The organism is Flavihumibacter petaseus NBRC 106054, assembly GCF_000974785.1.
In the GTDB taxonomy this organism is placed as follows: Bacteria; Bacteroidota; Bacteroidia; order Chitinophagales; family Chitinophagaceae; genus Flavihumibacter; species Flavihumibacter petaseus.
The window spans coordinates 72,247-91,208 of sequence record NZ_BBWV01000004.1 but is presented as its reverse complement, the minus strand read 5'-3'; the positions used below and the strand labels follow the sequence as shown (position 1 = coordinate 91,208).

At 50.7% G+C, this 18,962-nt stretch carries 12 protein-coding genes; 7 read left to right on the top strand and 5 right to left on the bottom strand.

Features of this window, described 5'->3' with window-relative positions:
* The first annotated feature begins 4 nt into the window (after nucleotides 1-4).
* From FPE01S_RS19765 to FPE01S_RS19745, 5 genes are read left to right on the top strand one after another with little or no spacing between them, the layout of a single operon-like run.
* Nucleotides 5-1,543, top strand: a complete 1,539-nt coding sequence (locus FPE01S_RS19765; RefSeq protein WP_046370831.1) for an alginate export family protein — start codon at nucleotides 5-7, stop codon at nucleotides 1,541-1,543.
* Between the two features lie 4 nt (nucleotides 1,544-1,547).
* Nucleotides 1,548-2,849, top strand: coding sequence for a NarK family nitrate/nitrite MFS transporter (locus FPE01S_RS19760; protein WP_046370830.1), 1,302 nt, complete (start codon nucleotides 1,548-1,550; stop codon nucleotides 2,847-2,849).
* Between the two features lie 4 nt (nucleotides 2,850-2,853).
* Nucleotides 2,854-6,363: a nitrate reductase gene (locus tag FPE01S_RS19755; RefSeq protein ID WP_046370829.1), complete on the top strand. Its 3,510-nt coding sequence runs from the start codon at nucleotides 2,854-2,856 to the stop codon at nucleotides 6,361-6,363.
* Nucleotides 6,363-6,848 (top strand): nitrate reductase associated protein, encoded by a 486-nt coding sequence (locus tag FPE01S_RS19750; RefSeq protein WP_046370828.1) that lies wholly within the window; start codon nucleotides 6,363-6,365, stop codon nucleotides 6,846-6,848. The genes FPE01S_RS19755 and FPE01S_RS19750 overlap by 1 nt, the downstream gene beginning before the upstream one ends.
* On the top strand, nucleotides 6,845-8,266 hold the full coding sequence (locus FPE01S_RS19745) for a rubredoxin (protein WP_046370827.1): 1,422 nt from the start codon (nucleotides 6,845-6,847) through the stop codon (nucleotides 8,264-8,266). Before FPE01S_RS19750 ends, FPE01S_RS19745 begins: the two co-directional genes overlap by 4 nt.
* On the opposite strand, the gene FPE01S_RS25150 is transcribed toward FPE01S_RS19745, so the two are convergent.
* Together FPE01S_RS25150 and FPE01S_RS19735 are read right to left on the bottom strand one after the other, a co-directional pair.
* Nucleotides 8,263-8,877 carry an NTP transferase domain-containing protein gene (locus tag FPE01S_RS25150; protein WP_072054024.1) on the bottom strand — a complete coding sequence of 205 codons (615 nt, stop codon included), beginning with the start codon at nucleotides 8,875-8,877 and terminating at the stop codon, nucleotides 8,263-8,265. The two genes, FPE01S_RS19745 and FPE01S_RS25150, sit on opposite strands and share 4 nt — an antisense overlap.
* On the bottom strand, nucleotides 8,870-9,160 hold the full coding sequence (locus FPE01S_RS19735; RefSeq protein ID WP_046371253.1) for an Rdx family protein: 291 nt from the start codon (nucleotides 9,158-9,160) through the stop codon (nucleotides 8,870-8,872). The genes FPE01S_RS25150 and FPE01S_RS19735 overlap by 8 nt, the downstream gene beginning before the upstream one ends.
* A gap of 37 nt (nucleotides 9,161-9,197) precedes the next feature.
* On the opposite strand from FPE01S_RS19735, the gene FPE01S_RS19730 reads away from it, so the two are divergent.
* Nucleotides 9,198-9,995 (top strand): MOSC domain-containing protein, encoded by a 798-nt coding sequence (locus tag FPE01S_RS19730; RefSeq protein WP_046370826.1) that lies wholly within the window; start codon nucleotides 9,198-9,200, stop codon nucleotides 9,993-9,995.
* Here the strand turns inward: FPE01S_RS19730 and FPE01S_RS19725 are convergent.
* On the bottom strand, nucleotides 9,982-10,365 hold the full coding sequence (locus FPE01S_RS19725; RefSeq protein WP_046370825.1) for a hypothetical protein: 384 nt from the start codon (nucleotides 10,363-10,365) through the stop codon (nucleotides 9,982-9,984). The genes FPE01S_RS19730 and FPE01S_RS19725 overlap by 14 nt on opposite strands.
* A 20-nt stretch (nucleotides 10,366-10,385) precedes the next feature.
* Nucleotides 10,386-11,468, bottom strand: coding sequence for an NAD(P)/FAD-dependent oxidoreductase (locus tag FPE01S_RS19720; RefSeq protein WP_046370824.1), 1,083 nt, complete (start codon nucleotides 11,466-11,468; stop codon nucleotides 10,386-10,388).
* An 86-nt stretch (nucleotides 11,469-11,554) separates the two neighbouring features.
* Between FPE01S_RS19720 and FPE01S_RS19715 the strand changes: the two genes are divergently transcribed.
* Nucleotides 11,555-12,718, top strand: coding sequence for a glycoside hydrolase family 172 protein (locus FPE01S_RS19715; RefSeq protein ID WP_046370823.1), 1,164 nt, complete (start codon nucleotides 11,555-11,557; stop codon nucleotides 12,716-12,718).
* 106 nt (nucleotides 12,719-12,824) lie between these two features.
* Here FPE01S_RS19715 and FPE01S_RS19710 read toward each other — a convergent pair whose 3' ends face one another.
* Entirely contained in the window at nucleotides 12,825-18,941 is a 6,117-nt protein-coding gene (locus FPE01S_RS19710) for an alpha-2-macroglobulin family protein (protein ID WP_046370822.1), read from the bottom strand.
* Between the last annotated feature and the right edge of the window lie 21 nt (nucleotides 18,942-18,962).

Genomic DNA, 18,962 nt, shown 5'->3' with positions numbered 1-18,962 from the left:
ACTTATGGGAAAGCAACTGAAAAGAATTCCTGTACTCGCCCTGCTGTTACTCGGCATAGCCTCGCGGGTGCATGCACAACTCAGTCTTCAGGCTCAAATCCGGCCACGTGCTGAACTGCGGGGAGGGGTCGGTACGCTTCAGCCAAAAGAAGCAAATCCGGCAGCATTCATTTCGCAGAGAAGCCGGTTGGGCATCAACTACCAGCATCCCCGGCTTCAGCTTCAGTTTTCACTGCAGGATGTAAGGATCTGGGGCCAGGACGCTTCTTCTGTTTCCAATGCTGACGGCAATCGCCTCAGTATGCACGAAGCATGGGCGGAATGGATCATTGCCAATAAAAAAGATTCCTCCTGGTCACATGGTGTGCTGGACTATCTCAGTATCAGGATAGGCCGGCAGGAACTGGTTTATGATGATCAGCGCCTGATCGGAAACCTCGACTGGTTGCAGCAAGCGCGCCGCCATGATGCAGCATTGATCCGGATGATGCAAAGTGGCTGGCAGGTGGATCTTGCGTTGGCATTTAACCAGAATACGGATGCGTTCACCTACAATGGCACTACCTATACACCTGCCAATGTATTACCCTATGTGAAAGACAGCAAAGGGAATCTTGCACCAACTCCTTCGGGGTTTATTCCTGCAGTTGCCAGTAACGGTAACAGTGCCAAAAATGGTACGCCGGCTTTGCAGAATCCACCATCCACCAACGCTGCCACCCAGAATTACAAAGCCTTTCAGTTCCTGTATGCTGCAAAAACCTGGAAGCAGCATCGCGTTGCAGCGCTCCTGTTTGCTGATCAGTTCGGACGATATACGCAGGATTCTGTAAGAAATGTTGCAGGAACAGATACAGGGTATATCTACGGCAAACGATTCAATACTGCCGGGGTCGTCACCCGCGTGACCTCTGGCCTGCAATGGAATGCAGCCCTTGATCCCGGTAAGAAATGCCTGTTGCAGGCTGGCGCCTGGTCACAATGGGGAAAAGACCGCGACGGCAACAATCTCCTCGCGTGGATGGGCAGTATTAACCTCACATTCAAACAAACCAATTGGCAGTACACCGCAGGTTTTGACTTGTTGTCCGGAAATGATGCGCTCAATCCGGGATCTGTCAACCACCGGTTTGATCCCCTCTATGGTACGCCGCACAAGTTCTGGGGGCAAATGGACTATTTCTATGCAGGAACAGGAGCTCCCGCAGGTGGATTAAAAAATCCCTACCTGAAGGTGAAATACACTGGCAAGTCGCAGCGGTTCAATGCCGGTCTGGACTATCATTATTTCCTCCTGGCCAATGATCAGCAGGATGCAGCAGGTAAAGCAATATCACGATATCTCGGAAGTGAATTTGACCTGCTGATGCAATACCAGCCCGCCTCATGGGCAACACTCGAATACGGTGCGGGCTTTATGGCAGGTACCACCAGTCTTGCTTATGCCAAGAACCTTAATCCCGACGCGGTGCGCCATAACGGATGGTGGACCTACCTCAGTCTGAATATCCGCCCATCTATCCTCATCAATACCAAAAACTAAAGCCATGCAAAGCAACAACGCTCCGCTGCAGTCGCTGAACATCTTTAAAACGAAAGGCGTTCAGATGCGCACCTTCCACATTACCTGGCTGACTTTCTTCGTTTGTTTTTTTGCCTGGTTTGGTATCGCGCCGCTGATGCCGCTGGTCAGTGAACAACTACACCTGACGAAGGTGCAGAAGGGAAATATCGGGATCGCGGCAGTATCTGCAACCATCCTGGCCAGGTTGATTGTCGGAAGGCTATGTGATTTGTTCGGCCCCCGTAAAACCTATACCGCCTTGCTGGTCATTTGTGCTTTTCCGGTAATGCTGATCGGGTTAAGCAACAGCTATACAACCTTCCTCCTGTTCCGGCTTGCGATCGGAATAATCGGTGCCTCCTTCGTTTTAACACAATACCATACCGCTGTGATGTTTGCCCCGCAGATCAAGGGAACAGCCAATGCCGTAGCCGGCGGATGGGGTAATACCGGCGGTGGCGCTACCCAGGTCCTGATGCCGCTGATCGCAGCCGGACTGGTTGCGATGGGAATGGTTTCAAGGGAAGACAGCTGGCGGCTGGCCATGGTTTTTCCGGGAATATTACTGCTGGTAATGGCGTTTGTATATTACCGTTACACCAAAGACACGCCGGCAGGTAATCTTGAAGATCTTGAGGTGAAAGGGAAGAAAAAAGAAAATACATTTCTCCTGGCGGCAAAGGATTACCGCACCTGGATGCTGACACTGGCCTATGCGGCTTGTTTCGGAGTCGAGATAACCGTGGATAATTTCGCGGCATCCTTTTTTCACGATGATTATAAAGCGACGCTGATCATGGCCGGGCTGCTGGCCAGCATCTTCGGTTGGCTCAACATTTTTGCGAGGGCTATTGGAGGGATACTTTCTGATCGTATAGGAAAGCGCTTCGGTTTTTCGGGAAAAGTAAATCTGCTGATGATATTATTGGTGTTCGAAGGAATTGGTATCATGCTTTTTGCCAAAGCCGGGGTGTTGTGGCTGGCAATCTCGCTGATGTTCTTCTTCGGACTGTGCCTCAAAATGGCTAACGGAGCCACATACAGCATGGTGCCGTTTATCAATGAAAAAGCGGTGGGCAGTGTTGCAGGTATCGTTGGCGCCGGAGGTAATATAGGCGCGATGCTGATCGGATTTCTTTTCAAGGCTTTTCCCTACGCTATTGCATTTTTTTACCTGGGCGTGACCGTATTCGGCGTAGGTCTTGTCGTTGCCGTGTTGCGTTACTTCCTTCGCCCGGCCAAAGCAGCCACTGCCGAAGATCTCTCCACCGCAATGCGTGCATAATCAAATGAAAACCGTCAGGACAACCTGTTGTTATTGTGGCGTTGGCTGCGGCATACTGGTCAGCAAAGACCGGCAGGGGAAAATTATGGTGGAGGGAGATCCCGATCACCCGGTGAATAAAGGCATGCTTTGTTCCAAAGGCATGAACCTGCATCATACCCTCACTGACGACTCAGACCGGCTTCTTTTTCCTGAAATGCGGTACGGACGAAATCTTCCACGGCAACGGGTTTCCTGGGATGCTGCACTGGAAAGAACGGCTGCTGTTTTTACTGCAATAATCAAGCGGCATGGACCCGATGCTGTTGCTTTTTATGCATCCGGCCAATGCCTTACAGAAGAATATTATGTGGTCAATAAACTGATCAAAGGGTTTATCGGTAGCAACAACATTGATACCAACAGCAGGCTTTGCATGAGTTCGGCGGTAGTTGGGTACAAGATGAGCCTGGGGGAAGATTCTGTTCCTGCCTGCTACGACGATATTGAACATACAGATTGCCTGTTTGTTGCAGGTGCCAATCCCGCCTGGTGTCACCCGATACTCTGGCGGAGAGTGGAAGCCGCTAAAGCAGCCAATCCTAAACTCAGGATAATCCTGAGCGATCCCCGCGTTACGCAATCGGCGGCGCTGGCAGATTGTCATTTGCAGATCCAGCCCGGTACGGACATCACCCTGCATCACGCCATGGCACGATGCCTGATCGAAAACGGAGATATCGATCTCCGGTTCATCCGGTATCATACGGAAGGGTTCGAAAAGTTGCAGGATACTGTTATGGTGCGTACGGTCGAAGAAGCAGCACAGCTATGCGGCATTGAAGCCGAACAGATCAGGGAGGCCGCCAGGCTGATCGGTAATGCCGGGGCTTTCCTCAGCATGTGGACGATGGGTCTTAACCAGAGTGTTGTGGGCGTGAACAAAAATCTTTCTCTCATTAACCTGCACCTGATCACCGGGCAGATCGGTAAGCCAGGTGCAGGGCCGTTATCCCTTACCGGTCAGCCAAATGCAATGGGAGGAAGAGAAGTGGGCGGTCTGTCCAATCTTTTGCCCGCGCACAGGGATCTCAATAATCCACAGCACCGCCGGGAAGTGCAGGAATATTGGCAGAGCGGGCCGATCGCACCGCAACCAGGGCTCACCGCGACGGAGATGTTTTCCGCATTAAGGGAGGGCAGGTTGAAGGCAATCTGGTTGCTTTGTACCAATCCGCTGGTAAGCCTGCCAGATGTACGGATGGCCGAAGAAGCCCTGAAACAGGCAAAATTCGTAGTGGTGCAGGACATCAGTAACAGGCCTGAAACCCTGGCTTATGCAGATGTGATTTTACCCGCAGCAGGCTGGACCGAGAAAACAGGTACGATGACCAATGCAGAACGGCGCATTACCCTGCTGGAACAACTTCGTGAGCCACCAGGTGAAGCCTTGCCGGATGCGGAAATCATCTGCCGCTTTGCGCAGAAAATGGGATTTCACGGGTTCGATTACAAAGACCCCGGGGAAATCTTCAGGGAACACATACAGCTTACGAAAGGCACCAATATTGACTTCAGCGGAATAGATTACGCGTTGTTGCGCCGGCACCGCTCCCTGCAATGGCCATTCCCTGAAATAAAAGACCCTGCAGCAGAGCCGGCCAGCACGGGTTCGTCCGGACGCCGGCTCTTCAGCGATCATCAGTTCCCGACGGCTTCCGGTAAAGCCATCATTCACGATGTTCCGGACGACAACGATAGCGAGAAGACCACACCTGAATTTCCATTGATCCTTACCACAGGCAGAATACGGGACCAATGGCATACCATGAGTAAGACGGGAAAGGTGAATAAGCTGAAACAACATATTCGCGAACCTTTCCTTGAAATTCATCCGGAGGATGCCCGGCGCCGAAGTATCCGGGAAAATGACCTGGTGGAAGTGATCAGCCCCCGCGGAAAGGTGAGGGTAAAGGCAAAGCTTACCACCACCATAAAAAAAGGAGTGGTGTTCCTGCCGATGCATTGGGGTAAACAGAAAGACAACGACTTGCTGCGCGCCAACAACCTTACCGCCAACGTGGTTGATCCCATGAGTAAAGAGCCCGATTTCAAATTTACTGCGGTTGCTGTGCACCGCTATATACCGCCAGTGCGGCGGATCATCGTTGTTGGTGCCGGCGCGGGCGCCCATGGTTTTGTGAAGTCGCACCGGGCACTCAATAAGGAGGACACCATCCAGGTTTTCAGCAGGGAGAACCTGCCCTTTTACAACAGGGTGCTGCTGCCTGATTATATCAATGGCGCTATGCCCTGGAAACAGCTGGTGAAAATGACAGTGGAAGACGAACAGCGTCACAATATTCAACTGCACCGCGGGATTAGTATCGTTGCCATCGACCGTAAACAAAAAACAGTTACAGACGACCAGGGCATTACACATGCCTACGATCGGCTGATCCTGGGCATGGGGAGCCGTTCCGCTACCTTGCGTGACCTGCCGCCCATGAACGGGATTTTTACGATACGCTCGAGGTCAGACGCAGACCAGTTGATGGCCCACCTGCTTCCTGACGGAAGGCCGGTTGGCATCGTTGGTGGTGGATTACTCGGCATCGAACTCGCAGCATCCTTGCGCGAAGCGCGATTCAACGTATTCCTTTTGCACCGCAGTTCACGCCTGATGGACCGGCAGCTGGATGCACTGGGTAGCCAGTTACTGCAGGAAGAACTCGAGAACAAGGGAATTGACGTGTGTTGTAATGATGAGATTGAACGCTGCCTCGGTATGGAGACAATTGAAGGTGTCCGGCTCAGGAGCGGGCTTCAGAAATTCTGCCAGGCGCTCGTGACCTCCATCGGAACCCAACCGAATACGGAGCTGGCAAAGGCTGCATCACTGGAACTGGGCAGGGGAGTAGTAGTGAACGAATTCATGCAGACCAGTGATCCCGATATTTTTGCCATTGGTGAAATTGCAGAGTTCCGGGGCGCGATGTTCGGAATTACGGCTGCTGCCGAACAACAGGCGGCCGTCGTAGCATCCTTTCTGAATGGAGATGTATCTCATCGGTATGATGGCTCACTGCTCATGAATATCCTTAAAGTTCATGGTACAGAGATCTGTTCTCTGGGCATCACTGAGTGTCCTGATCTGCCCGGTTATGAAGAAGTGGTCTTCATCGACAAGGCACAGCGATACTATAAGAAGTGTATTATTTACAAAGACCGGCTGGTGGGTGCGATCCTGATGGGCGATAAATCTGAGTTTCTTGAATTCCGGGATCTTATCCAGCAGAAACTTGAACTCAGCGAAAAGCGCCTGCAGTTGCTGCGCTCGGGTAAAAAATCGGAGCCGGTTCTCGGCAAACTGGTTTGCAGTTGCAGTAGCGTAGGGGAAGGCAATTTGCTGTCGCGTATTGAAGCCGGATGTACTGATCTGCTGCAGTTGTGCCAGCTGACCGGTGCAGGCATGGGATGCGGAAGCTGTCGTTCCGAAGTGAAAAATATTCTTGAAAACACAACAGGCATGTAATGGATAAAAAAGCATTTTTCAGATTCGAAGCAGATTTTGTAGATACGGGCATCCGTTGTATCCCAATGGTTGTCCGGTTTAAACTGGACCTTGCCGGTGTGAAGCTGCTGTTGCTTACCTGGGTGCGTTGCCATTTCACGGAAAGACAGTTGCTGGTTAATGCTCCCTGTGTTAACGAAACAGAGATCAGCCATTACCGCGAGCTACTCATCAGGCTGTCCGAAAAACATTCCGGCCAGTCGCCTAAATTATTTGAGCCGGAACAATCGCCATCCTGGCAGCAGCAGGATATCGTTCCTGAAGAGGTTCAATTACAGGCAATTCAATATGGCTGGAAAATAAAACACACTGAGTGGAGCAGGCTCGATGAGCTTCAGCGGTTTGCCCTGGTGAAACTTTGCCGCCCCGGACATGAAAACAAAAATTTCCCCCATGCTATGGAAGAATTTGGTTGGGGAAAAAGACCGGTAAACCAACAACCATGAAACCAGGACCAGTCATCCGGATAGACTTTCGCGGCGGCATTGTGTCGCCGGGTGATCTGTATAACATACTGGTGGCAGCCGGTCGCCTTGGGCTCCGCAGGGCAAGTTTTGGTTTGCGGCAACAGATGTTCCTGGAAGTTGATGACAGCATCCGGAACGCACTATGCGTAGAATTGGATGCATTGGGAATTGACTATGTCAATAACCTGGAGGGGTTTCCCAATATCGTCAGTTCTTTTCCCGCGGAAGAAATTTTTATCACGCGTAGCTGGCTGAGCGAAGGGGTATACAAGGATATCTTTGATGCATTTGATTTCCGGCCAAGACTTAAGGTGAATATTTCAGATGCCAACCAGAGTTTTACGCCAATGCTTACCGGGAACATCAACTGGGTGGCGGCGCCGGGATCGCCTCACTACTGGCATTGCTTTATCCGGTTTCCGAAAACAAATATTATTTACGAAGCTCCGGTCTGTGCTTATACCAATGACCTCGCCAGCATCACGGCCTGCCTGGAAGATCAGCTGATGAAGGGTGAAATGAATGGAGATGCCTTGTTTGGACATCCGGCGATGGCGCACTACCTCTGGAAAAAAGCGGAAGCGCATCTCGAGCTTCCGCCATTTAACCTGCCCTATTACGAGGGGCTCAACCGTTATGGCAATAAGAACTGGCTTGGTATTTACACCCGGGAAGAGTGGTTGTCAATCGACTTCCTGAAAAGCATCTGCCGGCTATGCCTGGAAACAAGGATCGGGCAGTTCTGTATCACCCCCTGGAAGTCTATCATGATCAAAAGCATCGAAGATGCAGATCGCCCCCGTTGGAACGCGTTGCTCGACCAGTTCCGGATCAATATGCGGCACGCTGCCAACGAACTGAATTTCCAGGTAGAGGATCAGAATCCCGATGCGCTCGCATTGAAAATATTCCTGTTGAAAAAACTCAATCGTGATGATATCCGGACATTCGGTATCTGTTTTGGTATCAAGACCAGGCCGCGCTCCGAGGTCTTTTGCAATATTCTGATTCGTCGCCGGGCGATGATCCGCCTGGGAAGATGGTCATTCTGGTATCGCTATGATATCTGCTGCTCCGAAGAATTCAACCCAAACAAACGGACGGCCTGGGTATTCAGCAGGAACAATCCCCGCTGGCTGTTGCCGGAACAATTGCGACGCGCAATAATTGCCTATTATGATGGAAAATCGATTGCCGCAAGCCAGCAGGTGGAACAATCTAATCGTCAGCCTGATAAAACCGCCGTTCAACAAATTCATCAATGCGGTGAATGCCTGTCTGTTTATGATGATCCTGAAACATCCTTTGGGGATCTGCCTGCTCAATATCAGTGCGCAGTATGCGACGCACCCAAAGACGCATTCGTGCCACGCGAATGGGAGAAACAATCAGCCTAAAGCCAGGGGCGGGCGGTTTGAGGATCATTGGCATTGGTCAATTCCTGCAGGAGTTCTGTATCAACCGGCAATGAGAATGTCTTGTGCAGACGCAGTAGCTTTTGAAGTCCGGGTGCGGGTTCAGCGGATGTCTTGAGGAGCTCGCAAACCTTATGCAGGAAGGACTGGCAATAAATGGCGACCAATGGTTCAAACTGACCGGACTGCGGGTGAAAGAATGCATAAGCATCATAACCGGGATTTTGCCGGAGTGCCTCCGGCAGTTGCTGCAAAGTGCGGGATGTCAGCGCCGGCAGATCACAGGCGAGTACCAGCCAGTCAGCGCCAGGGAATTGCCGGTTTGCACTGATCAAACCTGTCAATGGCCCGAATAATTGTGGATGATCTTCATCGGCTATAAACGATGCTTCAGGAATCACAACGCGATATTCTTCTTCCTGGTTATTGCGGATCGAAAGCCAAACGTTTCGCACGAATGGTGCCAGGAGATCCGCTGTCCGTAAAGCCCAGGTCTTTCCGCCGGTTACCAGGAGGCCTTTTTCCTGTTTCATCCTCGTGCTCTCGCCACCGCACAGGACGAGACCATATAGCGGCGCGTTTTCGTTAGGCATGATGAACCGGTGTATCGGAATGCCCCAGGTTTTTGCCAGGACTCACTTTATCGCGCAACAGCTGCTTGAGTTCCTTGATCTCCGGAAAACCACCATAGGTCTTGCGGTCAAACAGTATTTCCTCGTTCACCCGGATAGTGAATCTCCCACTCACGGCACTCGGTTCGAGGCTCACCGCTTGGAGGTCTTCTTCGAATGTGGTGAGGAGTTCCTGCGCGATGTAGGCGGCACGTAACAGCCAATGACATTTGGGACAATATTCGATCGTGATCGTTGGTTTCATTAAAGTGGTTTCTGCCTTAAAATTAATAATTTGCAGGATGCTGCAGATCACAGAACTCCACATCTATCCGATCAAATCACTTGGCGGAATTGCCGTTGCAGAAGCAAAGGTAGAAACCAGGGGCCTGCAGTACGACCGCCGATGGATGCTTGTAGATGAGAACAACAGGTTCCTTACACAACGCGAGCATCCACGGATGGCACTCCTGCAGACTGCGATCGTTGAAAATGGTATCCTGGTATTTCTGAAAACAGATCCGGCTGATGGTATAGAAATACCTTTTGATGCGCCGGGTGGCGACCCCATAAAAGTTACGATCTGGGACGACGTTTGCAGTGCCCTGTATGTATCATCCGAAGCGGATCAGTGGTTTACCCGTCAGATCGGGTTTTCCTGCCGTCTGGTGTATATGCCGGAGGACAGTATCCGGAAAGTGGACCTCGATTATGCAGCCAACGAAGAGATCACTGGTTTTTCTGATGCCTATCCGGTACTGGTGATCGGTCAGGCTTCCCTGGACGACCTGAACAGCCGGCTGGAAATGCCGGTTTCGATGGATCGTTTCCGGCCAAATATTGTTTTCGGGGGTGGTTACGCTTTCGAGGAAGACGAGGACTTCACCTTCCATATTGGTGATATCCATTTCCGGGGAGTCAAGCCCTGCGCCCGCTGTGTAATGACCACGGTCAATCAGCAGACTGGCGAAAAAGGAAAGGAACCATTGAAAACCCTTGCTGCTTACCGGACTGTGGGCAAGAAGGTGCTGTTTGGTCAGAACCTGTTGCATGAAGGTTCAGGCACGATACGGGTTGGCGACGAACTTATCCGGCATTAGCCATAGCCTCCGTCTTTTCGGCTGGTAATACCCTGATATAATAGGCAGCGATGATCACTATGCCGATGGAGAAAGGTACCGCAGCATAATACCTGGTCTCATCTGGTAGCGCAAGGAACTCTGTTACCATCCAGTAACAGTTGGCAATGATCCAGAACAATACGGCCAGGTTATGGTACAATTCAGCCTTTAGTTTCCGGGTTTGCCAGGTGATCAGCACAGCAACCGAAACGGTCGGTACGATCATCACTAATCCAAGGGGTTTCCAGAGCATGGCCCAGCACATGTCTTTGATCAGCCAGAAAACAATATGCAGGTTCTCGATTTTACGGTATTTGGCAGGAATGCTGTACAGCGGCGTGTTTTCCATGCCACGAAAATAATTTTTTTTCAGGCCAGCAGTCTCGAAAACCGGGACAGATCTGCTTCAGGCTGGACAGGTTGGCTTTCAGCACTGCCGCTTAATATTGCTGCCAGCTGCCGGCCGAACCAGGGCGCAAGGGAGCAACCCTTTGTTCCCATCCCATCCAGCATATAAAGCGAATCGCGGTGAGGATGTTTTCCCACGAACGGCCGGCGGTCGATTGTTGCGGGCCGGATGCCTGCCCAGTGATCAACCAGCGTGAAGGGCACTTTCAGCCAGTCTCTCAGTTGCGCCAGGGTCTTTTCCCGGAAAGCTGCGCCGGGCATCGGGTCTGTAAAGCGGTTGTCGTAGGTAGAGCCTGCCCAGAAATATTTTTCATTGCCCGTTTCCTGGTAATGGGGAAAAGGAACGAGACTGATGCCTTTTTTATAGATCCGGCCGGAGGGCAGTCCTTCCACTTCCAGCAGTAACGCTTCTCCCTTGTTGGGTGCAAAGGGGAGCCTGTCGAAATAACGGTAATCCATGGCCGATACCCCATTGCAGAAAACGATCTGCTTTGCTTCGATGCCTTCATAACGCACCCCGCCGGGAATCCATTCCAACGCATCTTCTTTGAAAATGTCCTCCTGCAATATTCCTTCCTGCTTCAATAATTGCCGCCACCGATGCAACAGGCCATTCAGGTCGATCAGCAATGCAGGATGAATACTGCCGAGGCCATGATAAAAAGAAAAATAGGGCTGCCACGCCGTTTCGTTGGGCACGAGGCCGAGGTATTCAGGCAATTCAGGAAGCCGCTTTTGGAAACTTTCGGCCATCTGCAAGGTGGGGAAGCAATGGAGGATTTCCGAGCTGTTGATGCAGGGGAAGTTTAACTGGTTGCCGATAGCAGTGTAACTGTCCAACGCAAAAGGAAGCAGCTGCTCAGCCATCCAGGTTTTGGCCAGCACGCGCCCCGTGACGGGATTGATCACGCCCGAAGCGATGCGTGAGGGACTTTGCGGTTGCTCCCTGTCAATCACCAAAAAGGAATGGCCCTGTTGCCTCAGCCAGTAAGACAGCCAGGTACCGCTGAGGCCCTGCCCGATGATCAGTGTCTCGATTTTCACAGGCGGAAAATTAAGTGACAAATTTGATTTTGCGGGATTGCCTCTTTAGGCTAGTTTTCTGCATCATAACTGTAAAAAAGACCTTTATGCGTAAAACTTGCTTGCTTTCCCTGCTGCTGGTATGGGCGGGTCTCTGTTCTGCCCAGCAGAAATTCAATGGCCTCGATATGAACATGGGCAACCTTTCAAGATTGTCAGATGCTAAAACCAGGTCGATCAGCCCGGAAAATTTTTCCGGTGCGAAAGGAAAAGGAGGTATGGCAGATGTCAAAGACAAAGGCAAGCGGAATGTCGCCAACGCAGCGGAACAGGCACGTGACCTCGGAACAGGCTGGAAGATCAATCCTTTTATCATCATCAATCCGAAAGAGACGATTACCATTGCTGAAATGGAAGGGCCGGGAGCCATTCAGCAGATCTGGATGACGCCAACCGGCAACTGGAATTTCAGCATCATCCGTTTTTACTGGGATGACGAGAAGACGCCTTCCATAGAAGCACCCGTAGGTGCATTTTTCGGGATGGGATGGGGCGAATATGCGCACATGAACAGCCTCGCTGTTACCGTAAATCCGGGCAGTGCATTCAACTGTTACTGGAAGATGCCATTCCGCAAAAAATGCCGCATAACCATGGAAAATATCAACGACCTGGAACCGATGCGGTTGTATTACCAGGTAAACTATACGCTGACTGATGTAGGCGAGGATGAAGGCTATTTCCATGCGCAGTATCGCCGCTCTTCCCCGGGTAACGGCAGTGTACATACGATCATTGACGGCATCAAAGGGAAAGGACAGTATGTAGGCACCTATATGGGCGTTGGTGTTACCAATAATGGCTGGTGGGGAGAAGGGGAGATCAAATTTTATATGGATGGTGACAAGGAATACGCCACTATCGTGGGAACGGGTACTGAAGACTATTTCTGCGGCTCCTACAATTTCGAAAATCAGAAAACGCACGAATACCAGGAGTTTTCCACCGCTTACGCGGGATTGCACCAGGTGTCCCGTCCCGACGGCCTCTATCGTTCGCAACACCGCTTTGGTATGTATCGCTGGCATATCATGGATCCCATCCGTTTCGACGGCGACCTTAAAGTAACCATCCAGGACCTGGGATGGCATAGCGGCGGCCGCTACCTGGCCCAACATTCCGACATTATTACCGTCGCCTACTGGTACCAGCGCGAGCCCCATGGCACCTATCCCAACCTGCCCGGCAAGGACGCACTGGAAGTGAATTAATAACCGGATTCTTGAAACTATTCATTGCTGATTAAAACAGAACCGCCGCCTGATTCCAGGCGGCGGTTCTGTTTTTCTGAAGGCTTCGTGTTACAGGACTTCAGTCTTACTCAACTCTGAGCTGGATTGCATTGGTATTGCTGGTGAATTCGGGGGCATACATGCACTGCGCTTTGGCAATGCCGTTATTGAATTGCCCGGCCTGGCCTACAAATAGTGCATATTCCAGGGTATAGGTTCCTTTTGGCAGGTAACCAACAAAGAAGTTCATGCTGGCATCCCTCGTACTCTGGTAGTAACCGAGCCCGCCGTCCCAATGGTAGCCGCTCAGTACATTCACCGGTTCGAGGCAACTGGCTCGCAAATCCTTGATATGAACGTATTCCATTTCACGGTCGCTACTGATGGATAGCCGCACACGGATCTTATCGCCAACCTGTAGAAGTGTGCCATCGGCAACTGGTTCGAGCACGGGTCCTTTGTCTGATTGCCTTTCTATAAACACCTGCTTTTTCAGTGTCAATGGTGAAGCCGATGGTTTGATCTTGTCCATCTGTTCAAAATACTGCCAGTATACCGCGCCCCATACCGGTGTTGAAGAAGGCGCGCTGACCGGATAATCTGCCTTAACAGTAATCTTACCCATCTCAGGATGTACTGCTGTGCCCGGAATCACTTTCTGGTAATACCCGGTTCCGGCCTCTTCTTTTGATGAACTTACAGAAGTAACCGTGCCGAGGTCGACAGTGATCTTCGGACCGTTCTCCAGCCAGTTGTCACCCTGCAGTAGCAATGCATAGCAGGCATCCGCAGTTGCCTTTGTGGAAGCCCAGTGTTGCGTCTGTTTATTCTTTAGCAGCCAGGTTTTAAGTGCAGCAACTTCAGCAGGTTTGGCACCCAGGGTCTGGAAAGTCTCGATCATCAGCGACTGTGTCTCAGTGGGCGCATTCCGCCAATAGTACCGTGGGCCGGATTCTTTCCAGTACATACCCAGTTCATCATTCCGCACTGCGCTTTCTGACAGGGACCGCAGAATTTGTGATGCTGTTTGTTTGTCACCGGATTTAAATAAGCTTAGCGCGATCATCCCCCGGATCATCCTGCTGCCCTGAATCCAGTTGGACTGCAGCTGTTTCCTGAACCAGGTAACTGCTGGTTGTGTAGCGGTTGTTAGTGGCATTTTCTGGAAGAAACTACGCATGTACAGGTACTGCGCGGCGTAGTTGTTCAGCACTGGCGCCTTTGGATTCTTATCACGTTTATTATAATCCTCAACAATGCGCGCATCAAGGTAAGGAACAGCCAGTTGCACGATCTCGTTGAGCACCTTAAGGTTTTCCGGAATTGCGCCAAGTTGTTGCAACTTACCGATACCTGTAACAATATATTGCGTCATATAGCGATCATCCGGACCACCTTTGAACCAGCTGAAACCGCCGTTCGGTGATTGCATTTCCTTCAGCTTCGCTGCCTGTGATGCCGTGGTCTTGCCGAGTTGCACCAGGTCAAACAGCGCTGCGATCTTTTTCTTTTGTTCCGTTTCGCTCTTTGCTGTAAAAACCCAGGGTGTTTCCTCAAGAAGCGCCTGCTTCAGTTCCGGATTCTTCTGCAGGTTGCTCAGCAGTGCCGCGGTATCAGCCGATTGCCACTGTTCGAAAATGGTCTTGATGCGCGGCATTTTCCGGAGAATATGTGCCGCCAGGAGATTGGCGTATAACCGGTTGAATGTTTGCTCCACGCATTCGTAAGGATATTCGGCCAGATAGGGAAGCGCCTGCACCACATACCAGGCAGGTTGTGACGTAAATTCCACTGTCAGAAATCTGGTGCTCAGTGTCTCATTGGTGCCCGACTCCAACAGTTCCGGGAATTCCATTGTTTTGGTGCCACTCTTGTTGAAGGAGAATGTTTTTGATTCGGTCACCAGTTCGCGGCTGCTCAATACAGGCAGGGTAGCTGACTCCCCGTCGCTATTATCTCCCGCACGGGCGATGATCCGCCAGGTCAATGCCTTGTCGTACAGGTAGGGAACTTCAATAGGAAATTTGACAGACTCACTGCTTCCCGCAGCTACGGTAAAATATTGGTTCGGGAAGAAATTGCGGAACCAGCCATCTACCGGATCGCCGGTTGCCGGATCGATCAGCTGCAACTCTGCCTGCCCGGTGATTTCCTTATCACTTATATTCACGACCTTGGTCGCGATCTCCATCTTGTCGCCTTCCCGCAGGAACCTGGGCAGATTGGGTTGCACCATAAGTTCTTTCTGGGTAATGGTGGTCTTTGATCCATAGCCGAATGCCAGATCCTTATTGTGTGCAAATACCTGCCACTTCCAGCTGGTCAGCGCCTCCGGCGTCGTAAAGCTGAAACTGTAATTACCCTTGTCGTCAGCCTTCAATTGAGGGAAGAAGAAAGCGGTTTCCCGGAAATCTGTCCTGGGCACAATAGCTTCAATTCCCTTTTCCGGCCTGGGGGAAATATTAACATTGGATAAGCCTGAACCTATATCCTGAACCGAGTCTGCGTCCTCACTGGGAGCTGCAGCAGGAGCTGATGACTTTTTCTTTGACTTCAGTGACATTACTATTGATTCATCCTTTACAGTTGTTACACTATAGGAAAGTGATCTTGCCTGTCTCCTGGTGAAGTATCCGGTTGCACCAGGAAAAACCATCGCATCGAAGGCGATCAGCCGGTCATAGTCCAGTTCCGGGATATCAGTATAATTGAATGGAGGCAGATTGGTCGTCACCGCTCCCAGGCTAAATGCACCTGTAGCGTTCCACCGGTGATTATAGTTGTACATATAGATTGGCCAGATCTCCGGCGTCGTCCATTGGTGTGGAACAAACTGGTCAAGCGACTGATCATACATACTGGTCAGCAGTTCAGCTGCAGCAGGTGCGCTTTTACCGCCGCCAACATGAACTGTCCAGGTTTCTTTACTACCAGGAAGTGTCTTGTCTCTGAATGTCTCAAATCGCACATCCAGTTCTTTGTCCTGCCAGGGTACACGAATGTAAATATTGCTGGTAAAGACACGGTTGTGCTGCACAAAGAGGTAATCCATACTCATTCCTCCCTGGTCAGCTTCTGTAAGGGAAAGCGATCCGGTAGCATACCCGGATTCAACATTCAGGAACTGGAACGATGGTTTACTCCTTTCCCCTTTTTGGAAGTGTGCCAGATAAGAATTGTTGTTATGCTGGGTAATAACAAAGAGATTACTGACTGAACTGCTGAAAGTGTAGGTAAGATTATCTCCCGGTTTTCCGGACAGCTGCGAAAAAAGAAACTGAACATATGCCGGTGCAGGAGGGGTGCGTGATTTTCGGTCGATCAGTAACATGGTTTGTTCTGCCGTAACGGTATCGCCGTAGCGGTCTACCGCCGTTGCAGTGATGATGTACCAGCCCGGCTGTGGTTTTTTCCAGTTGATCGGTATTCCGTTCTCCCGGTTGGCACTGTCTGTTACCTGGATCACCGGCTGCCCGGGTTTCCAGGTATTGTACGATGATTCATTCCGGTATTCATCGTTCGGAAAATATTCAAGGAAGGTCTTTTCATCATAAGCATACACATCCGGTACCTCCCATAAGCGCGGACGTATCAATCTTTGCGGCGCTTCAAGCGGCGCCATTTGCAAGGTCACTTTCGCGGGCACTTCTCTTCCTGCACTATTGGTACTGATAACTTCCACAGTCTGCAACTTTGCGGGTTCCATGAGTTGCGGCAGATCTGCAATGGTGAGCTTGATCGCCTGGTAGGCGATCGGGAGCGTCAGGGTAGCAGAATGGGTTTCGCCATTGGCATCGGTGACATCTACCGTAATGGTATAGTCGAAAACCGGCCTGTGCTCCCTGCTGATCCTGGGATCAGGTGTAGCGGTAAAATCAACCACGAAATTGCCGTTGGCGTCGGTCTGACCGGTTCCCTGTGCAATTTCAGTTTCGCCGGAGGACAGCGGTGGCCATATTTTCCTGGAATGAATTCTCTGTCCCTGCCGGGTTACCCTGAATTTGAAATTCGTGTTGTTGATCGCATTGCCGGCATAGGCTTTCGCCAGCCCAGAAATCTTTACAGCGTCCATCAGCCGGAAGTCAATTGCCGGTTTCTCCAGTGTTACTTCAAATTTTGGCCGCTTGTATTCTTCAACCCGGAAATATTGGCTGCCTGCCGAATGCCTGGCCTGCAGCCGGAAGGATCCGTTAAGTCCCCCTGGCGGAAGGGTGAACTGGCCACTGAACGAACCATAGTCGTTTGATGTCAATTCCAGCGAGTCGATCTTTTCGCCATTGACATTAAAAAGATTGATCAATTCCTTCTGACCCGCATACAATTTGTTTTTTCCTGTTTTTGCATCCAGGGTCGTCATTACCACTTTGAAATGAAGAATCTGGCCGGGACGATAAATAGATCGATCCAGGAAGAACCATGACTTTGCATTTTTCGCTTCGTCTTCCAAAGCCCTATCGTCGTCGTCTTTCCCGGGTCGGCTATAGTATAAACGGTTGTTCTCAAAAATGTAAAGCCGGTCATCCTGGTATTTGATGTCCAGTTTGAAATTGGTCGACTCTACCCGGTCACTGGGTAAGTTCCTGCCGAGATCGATATAGCCGTTCTTGTCGGTCAGAAGAGACTTCGTGAACGCAGCCTTGTATTTTCTGCTGTCGTAATCATATTTTGATTGCATGAACGTGACGTTTGCATCTGCCAGCGGTTTGCCATTGTCACGATCCAGTACAAAAAGGTCTGCACCTTTCTGCACAAAACTGATGGCAGATACATGAACGATCTGCGCGGCGAGAAATGACTTTCCTTTCCTGAAATCAGCATCATTGGAAACCATTACCAGGTAGGTACCCACCGGCAAGGCATCTATTTTCAGTTCGACGCGGTGATTCAGGTAATCGTTTGTTGCAGGCAGTAGCTGTGACCACTGTTTTACCGGCTTGCTTTGCTGAATGGCTGCCCAGCTTGCAGAATCAAATGCATCCCGGTCGTCGATGAGTTCTTTCAGTAAACGGTTGGCAGCAGGGTAGACACGCCAGTAGCTGTTCGTAGAGTTCGCGTATTCCAGCAAAGTCAGGAATGGCTGGCCGGGTAGGTTTACCTGGGCTGCCTGGAAGGAGAGCACAGGTCGCCTTATTACCTGCAACAGGTTCTCTGCAAGCTTTCGATCACGATCACCTGTTTCTGCAGTATTGATGATTTCGTTTAACAGATCGACTGCTTTTGCTTTGTCAACCGGTGCGGTCTGATTGTAATGTTCTGCAAGCTGGTATTGAGCAGACGCTTTTCCCTTTTTCGAATGCGTTGCAGTCGCAAACGCCGATAGCGCCTGCCGGTATTGGGCATCCTTGTCCTGGAATACAGCATTGTCACGAACAAATTTCAACCGAAGCAGGTCTGCGTCGGCCAATGCATCTGCATTGCCAGATTTCAGATGAAAGGCTAATAGTTGCTGAAAAAGCCGAAGCGCCTGCCAATGATTGCTGGCGCTATCTGCCGGTTGCAGGGAAATCGAAATGAACTGGTCCGCTGGTGCCATCAGCGCCGGGTTATCCGGCGAATATCCGGCAGTGTTACGCCTGACCTCATAAAATTCCTGCTGGAAATATTCCATAGCATGCCATGCAACCAGGTCGTAAAGCGTGGGGCGGAGGCCGGGGGTGTTTCCCCTAATAATGATAGCACTATAATCGCTGACTTTGGTTTTTTGCAATAACAAGGGATTGGAAAGTGAACGCAGGTATTGTTCCCGGATAGCCTGGTGGAACTCATCCGGCCCCCATTGCAGAAAGTCGCTTTTTGAAGCTCCCGATATGCGATCCTTCTTGTTCAAATCCCATCGATGTTCGTTGTAAAACTGGCGATAGGCATCTCCGAGGAGACTATTGTAAATATTGCCGGTTACACCTGTTTCCACCGCTGCTTCCTTCTGAAGGGTGCGGATAGTGGTAGTGTCACCACCCTCTTCCACTACCGAAGTGATCTGAAGCCGGTAGATCAGCGCTTTCACCTGCTGGTCTTCCTTTTTCTCCGTCCTGGCTGTATTAAAAAGTTTGTTGACTTCAGTCAGTGCACTCCGGAACTGGCCTTTTTCATGCACCATGTCATCAATCTTTTTCCACCACCTGTCGTAATCCGTTTTTTTCATCGTTTGTGCCCAGATCAGGTTAGACGCCATAACCAGTAAAAACATTCCAAGAAACCGCATGTGATCGATTTTAATTCAAGT

Excerpts from the sequence above, each read along its gene's own strand:
- FPE01S_RS19765 (WP_046370831.1), top strand. The coding sequence starts at position 5 with ATGGGAAAGCAACTGAAAAGAATTCCTGTACTCGCCCTGCTGTTACTC.
- FPE01S_RS19760 (WP_046370830.1), top strand. The coding sequence starts at position 1,548 with ATGCAAAGCAACAACGCTCCGCTGCAGTCGCTGAACATCTTTAAAACG.
- FPE01S_RS19755 (WP_046370829.1), top strand. The coding sequence starts at position 2,854 with ATGAAAACCGTCAGGACAACCTGTTGTTATTGTGGCGTTGGCTGCGGC.
- FPE01S_RS19750 (WP_046370828.1), top strand. The coding sequence starts at position 6,363 with ATGGATAAAAAAGCATTTTTCAGATTCGAAGCAGATTTTGTAGATACG.
- FPE01S_RS19745 (WP_046370827.1), top strand. The coding sequence starts at position 6,845 with ATGAAACCAGGACCAGTCATCCGGATAGACTTTCGCGGCGGCATTGTG.
- FPE01S_RS25150 (WP_072054024.1), bottom strand. The coding sequence starts at position 8,877 with ATGCCTAACGAAAACGCGCCGCTATATGGTCTCGTCCTGTGCGGTGGC.
- FPE01S_RS19735 (WP_046371253.1), bottom strand. The coding sequence starts at position 9,160 with ATGAAACCAACGATCACGATCGAATATTGTCCCAAATGTCATTGGCTG.
- FPE01S_RS19730 (WP_046370826.1), top strand. The coding sequence starts at position 9,198 with ATGCTGCAGATCACAGAACTCCACATCTATCCGATCAAATCACTTGGC.
- FPE01S_RS19725 (WP_046370825.1), bottom strand. The coding sequence starts at position 10,365 with ATGGAAAACACGCCGCTGTACAGCATTCCTGCCAAATACCGTAAAATC.
- FPE01S_RS19715 (WP_046370823.1), top strand. The coding sequence starts at position 11,555 with ATGCGTAAAACTTGCTTGCTTTCCCTGCTGCTGGTATGGGCGGGTCTC.
- FPE01S_RS19710 (WP_046370822.1), bottom strand. The coding sequence starts at position 18,941 with ATGCGGTTTCTTGGAATGTTTTTACTGGTTATGGCGTCTAACCTGATC.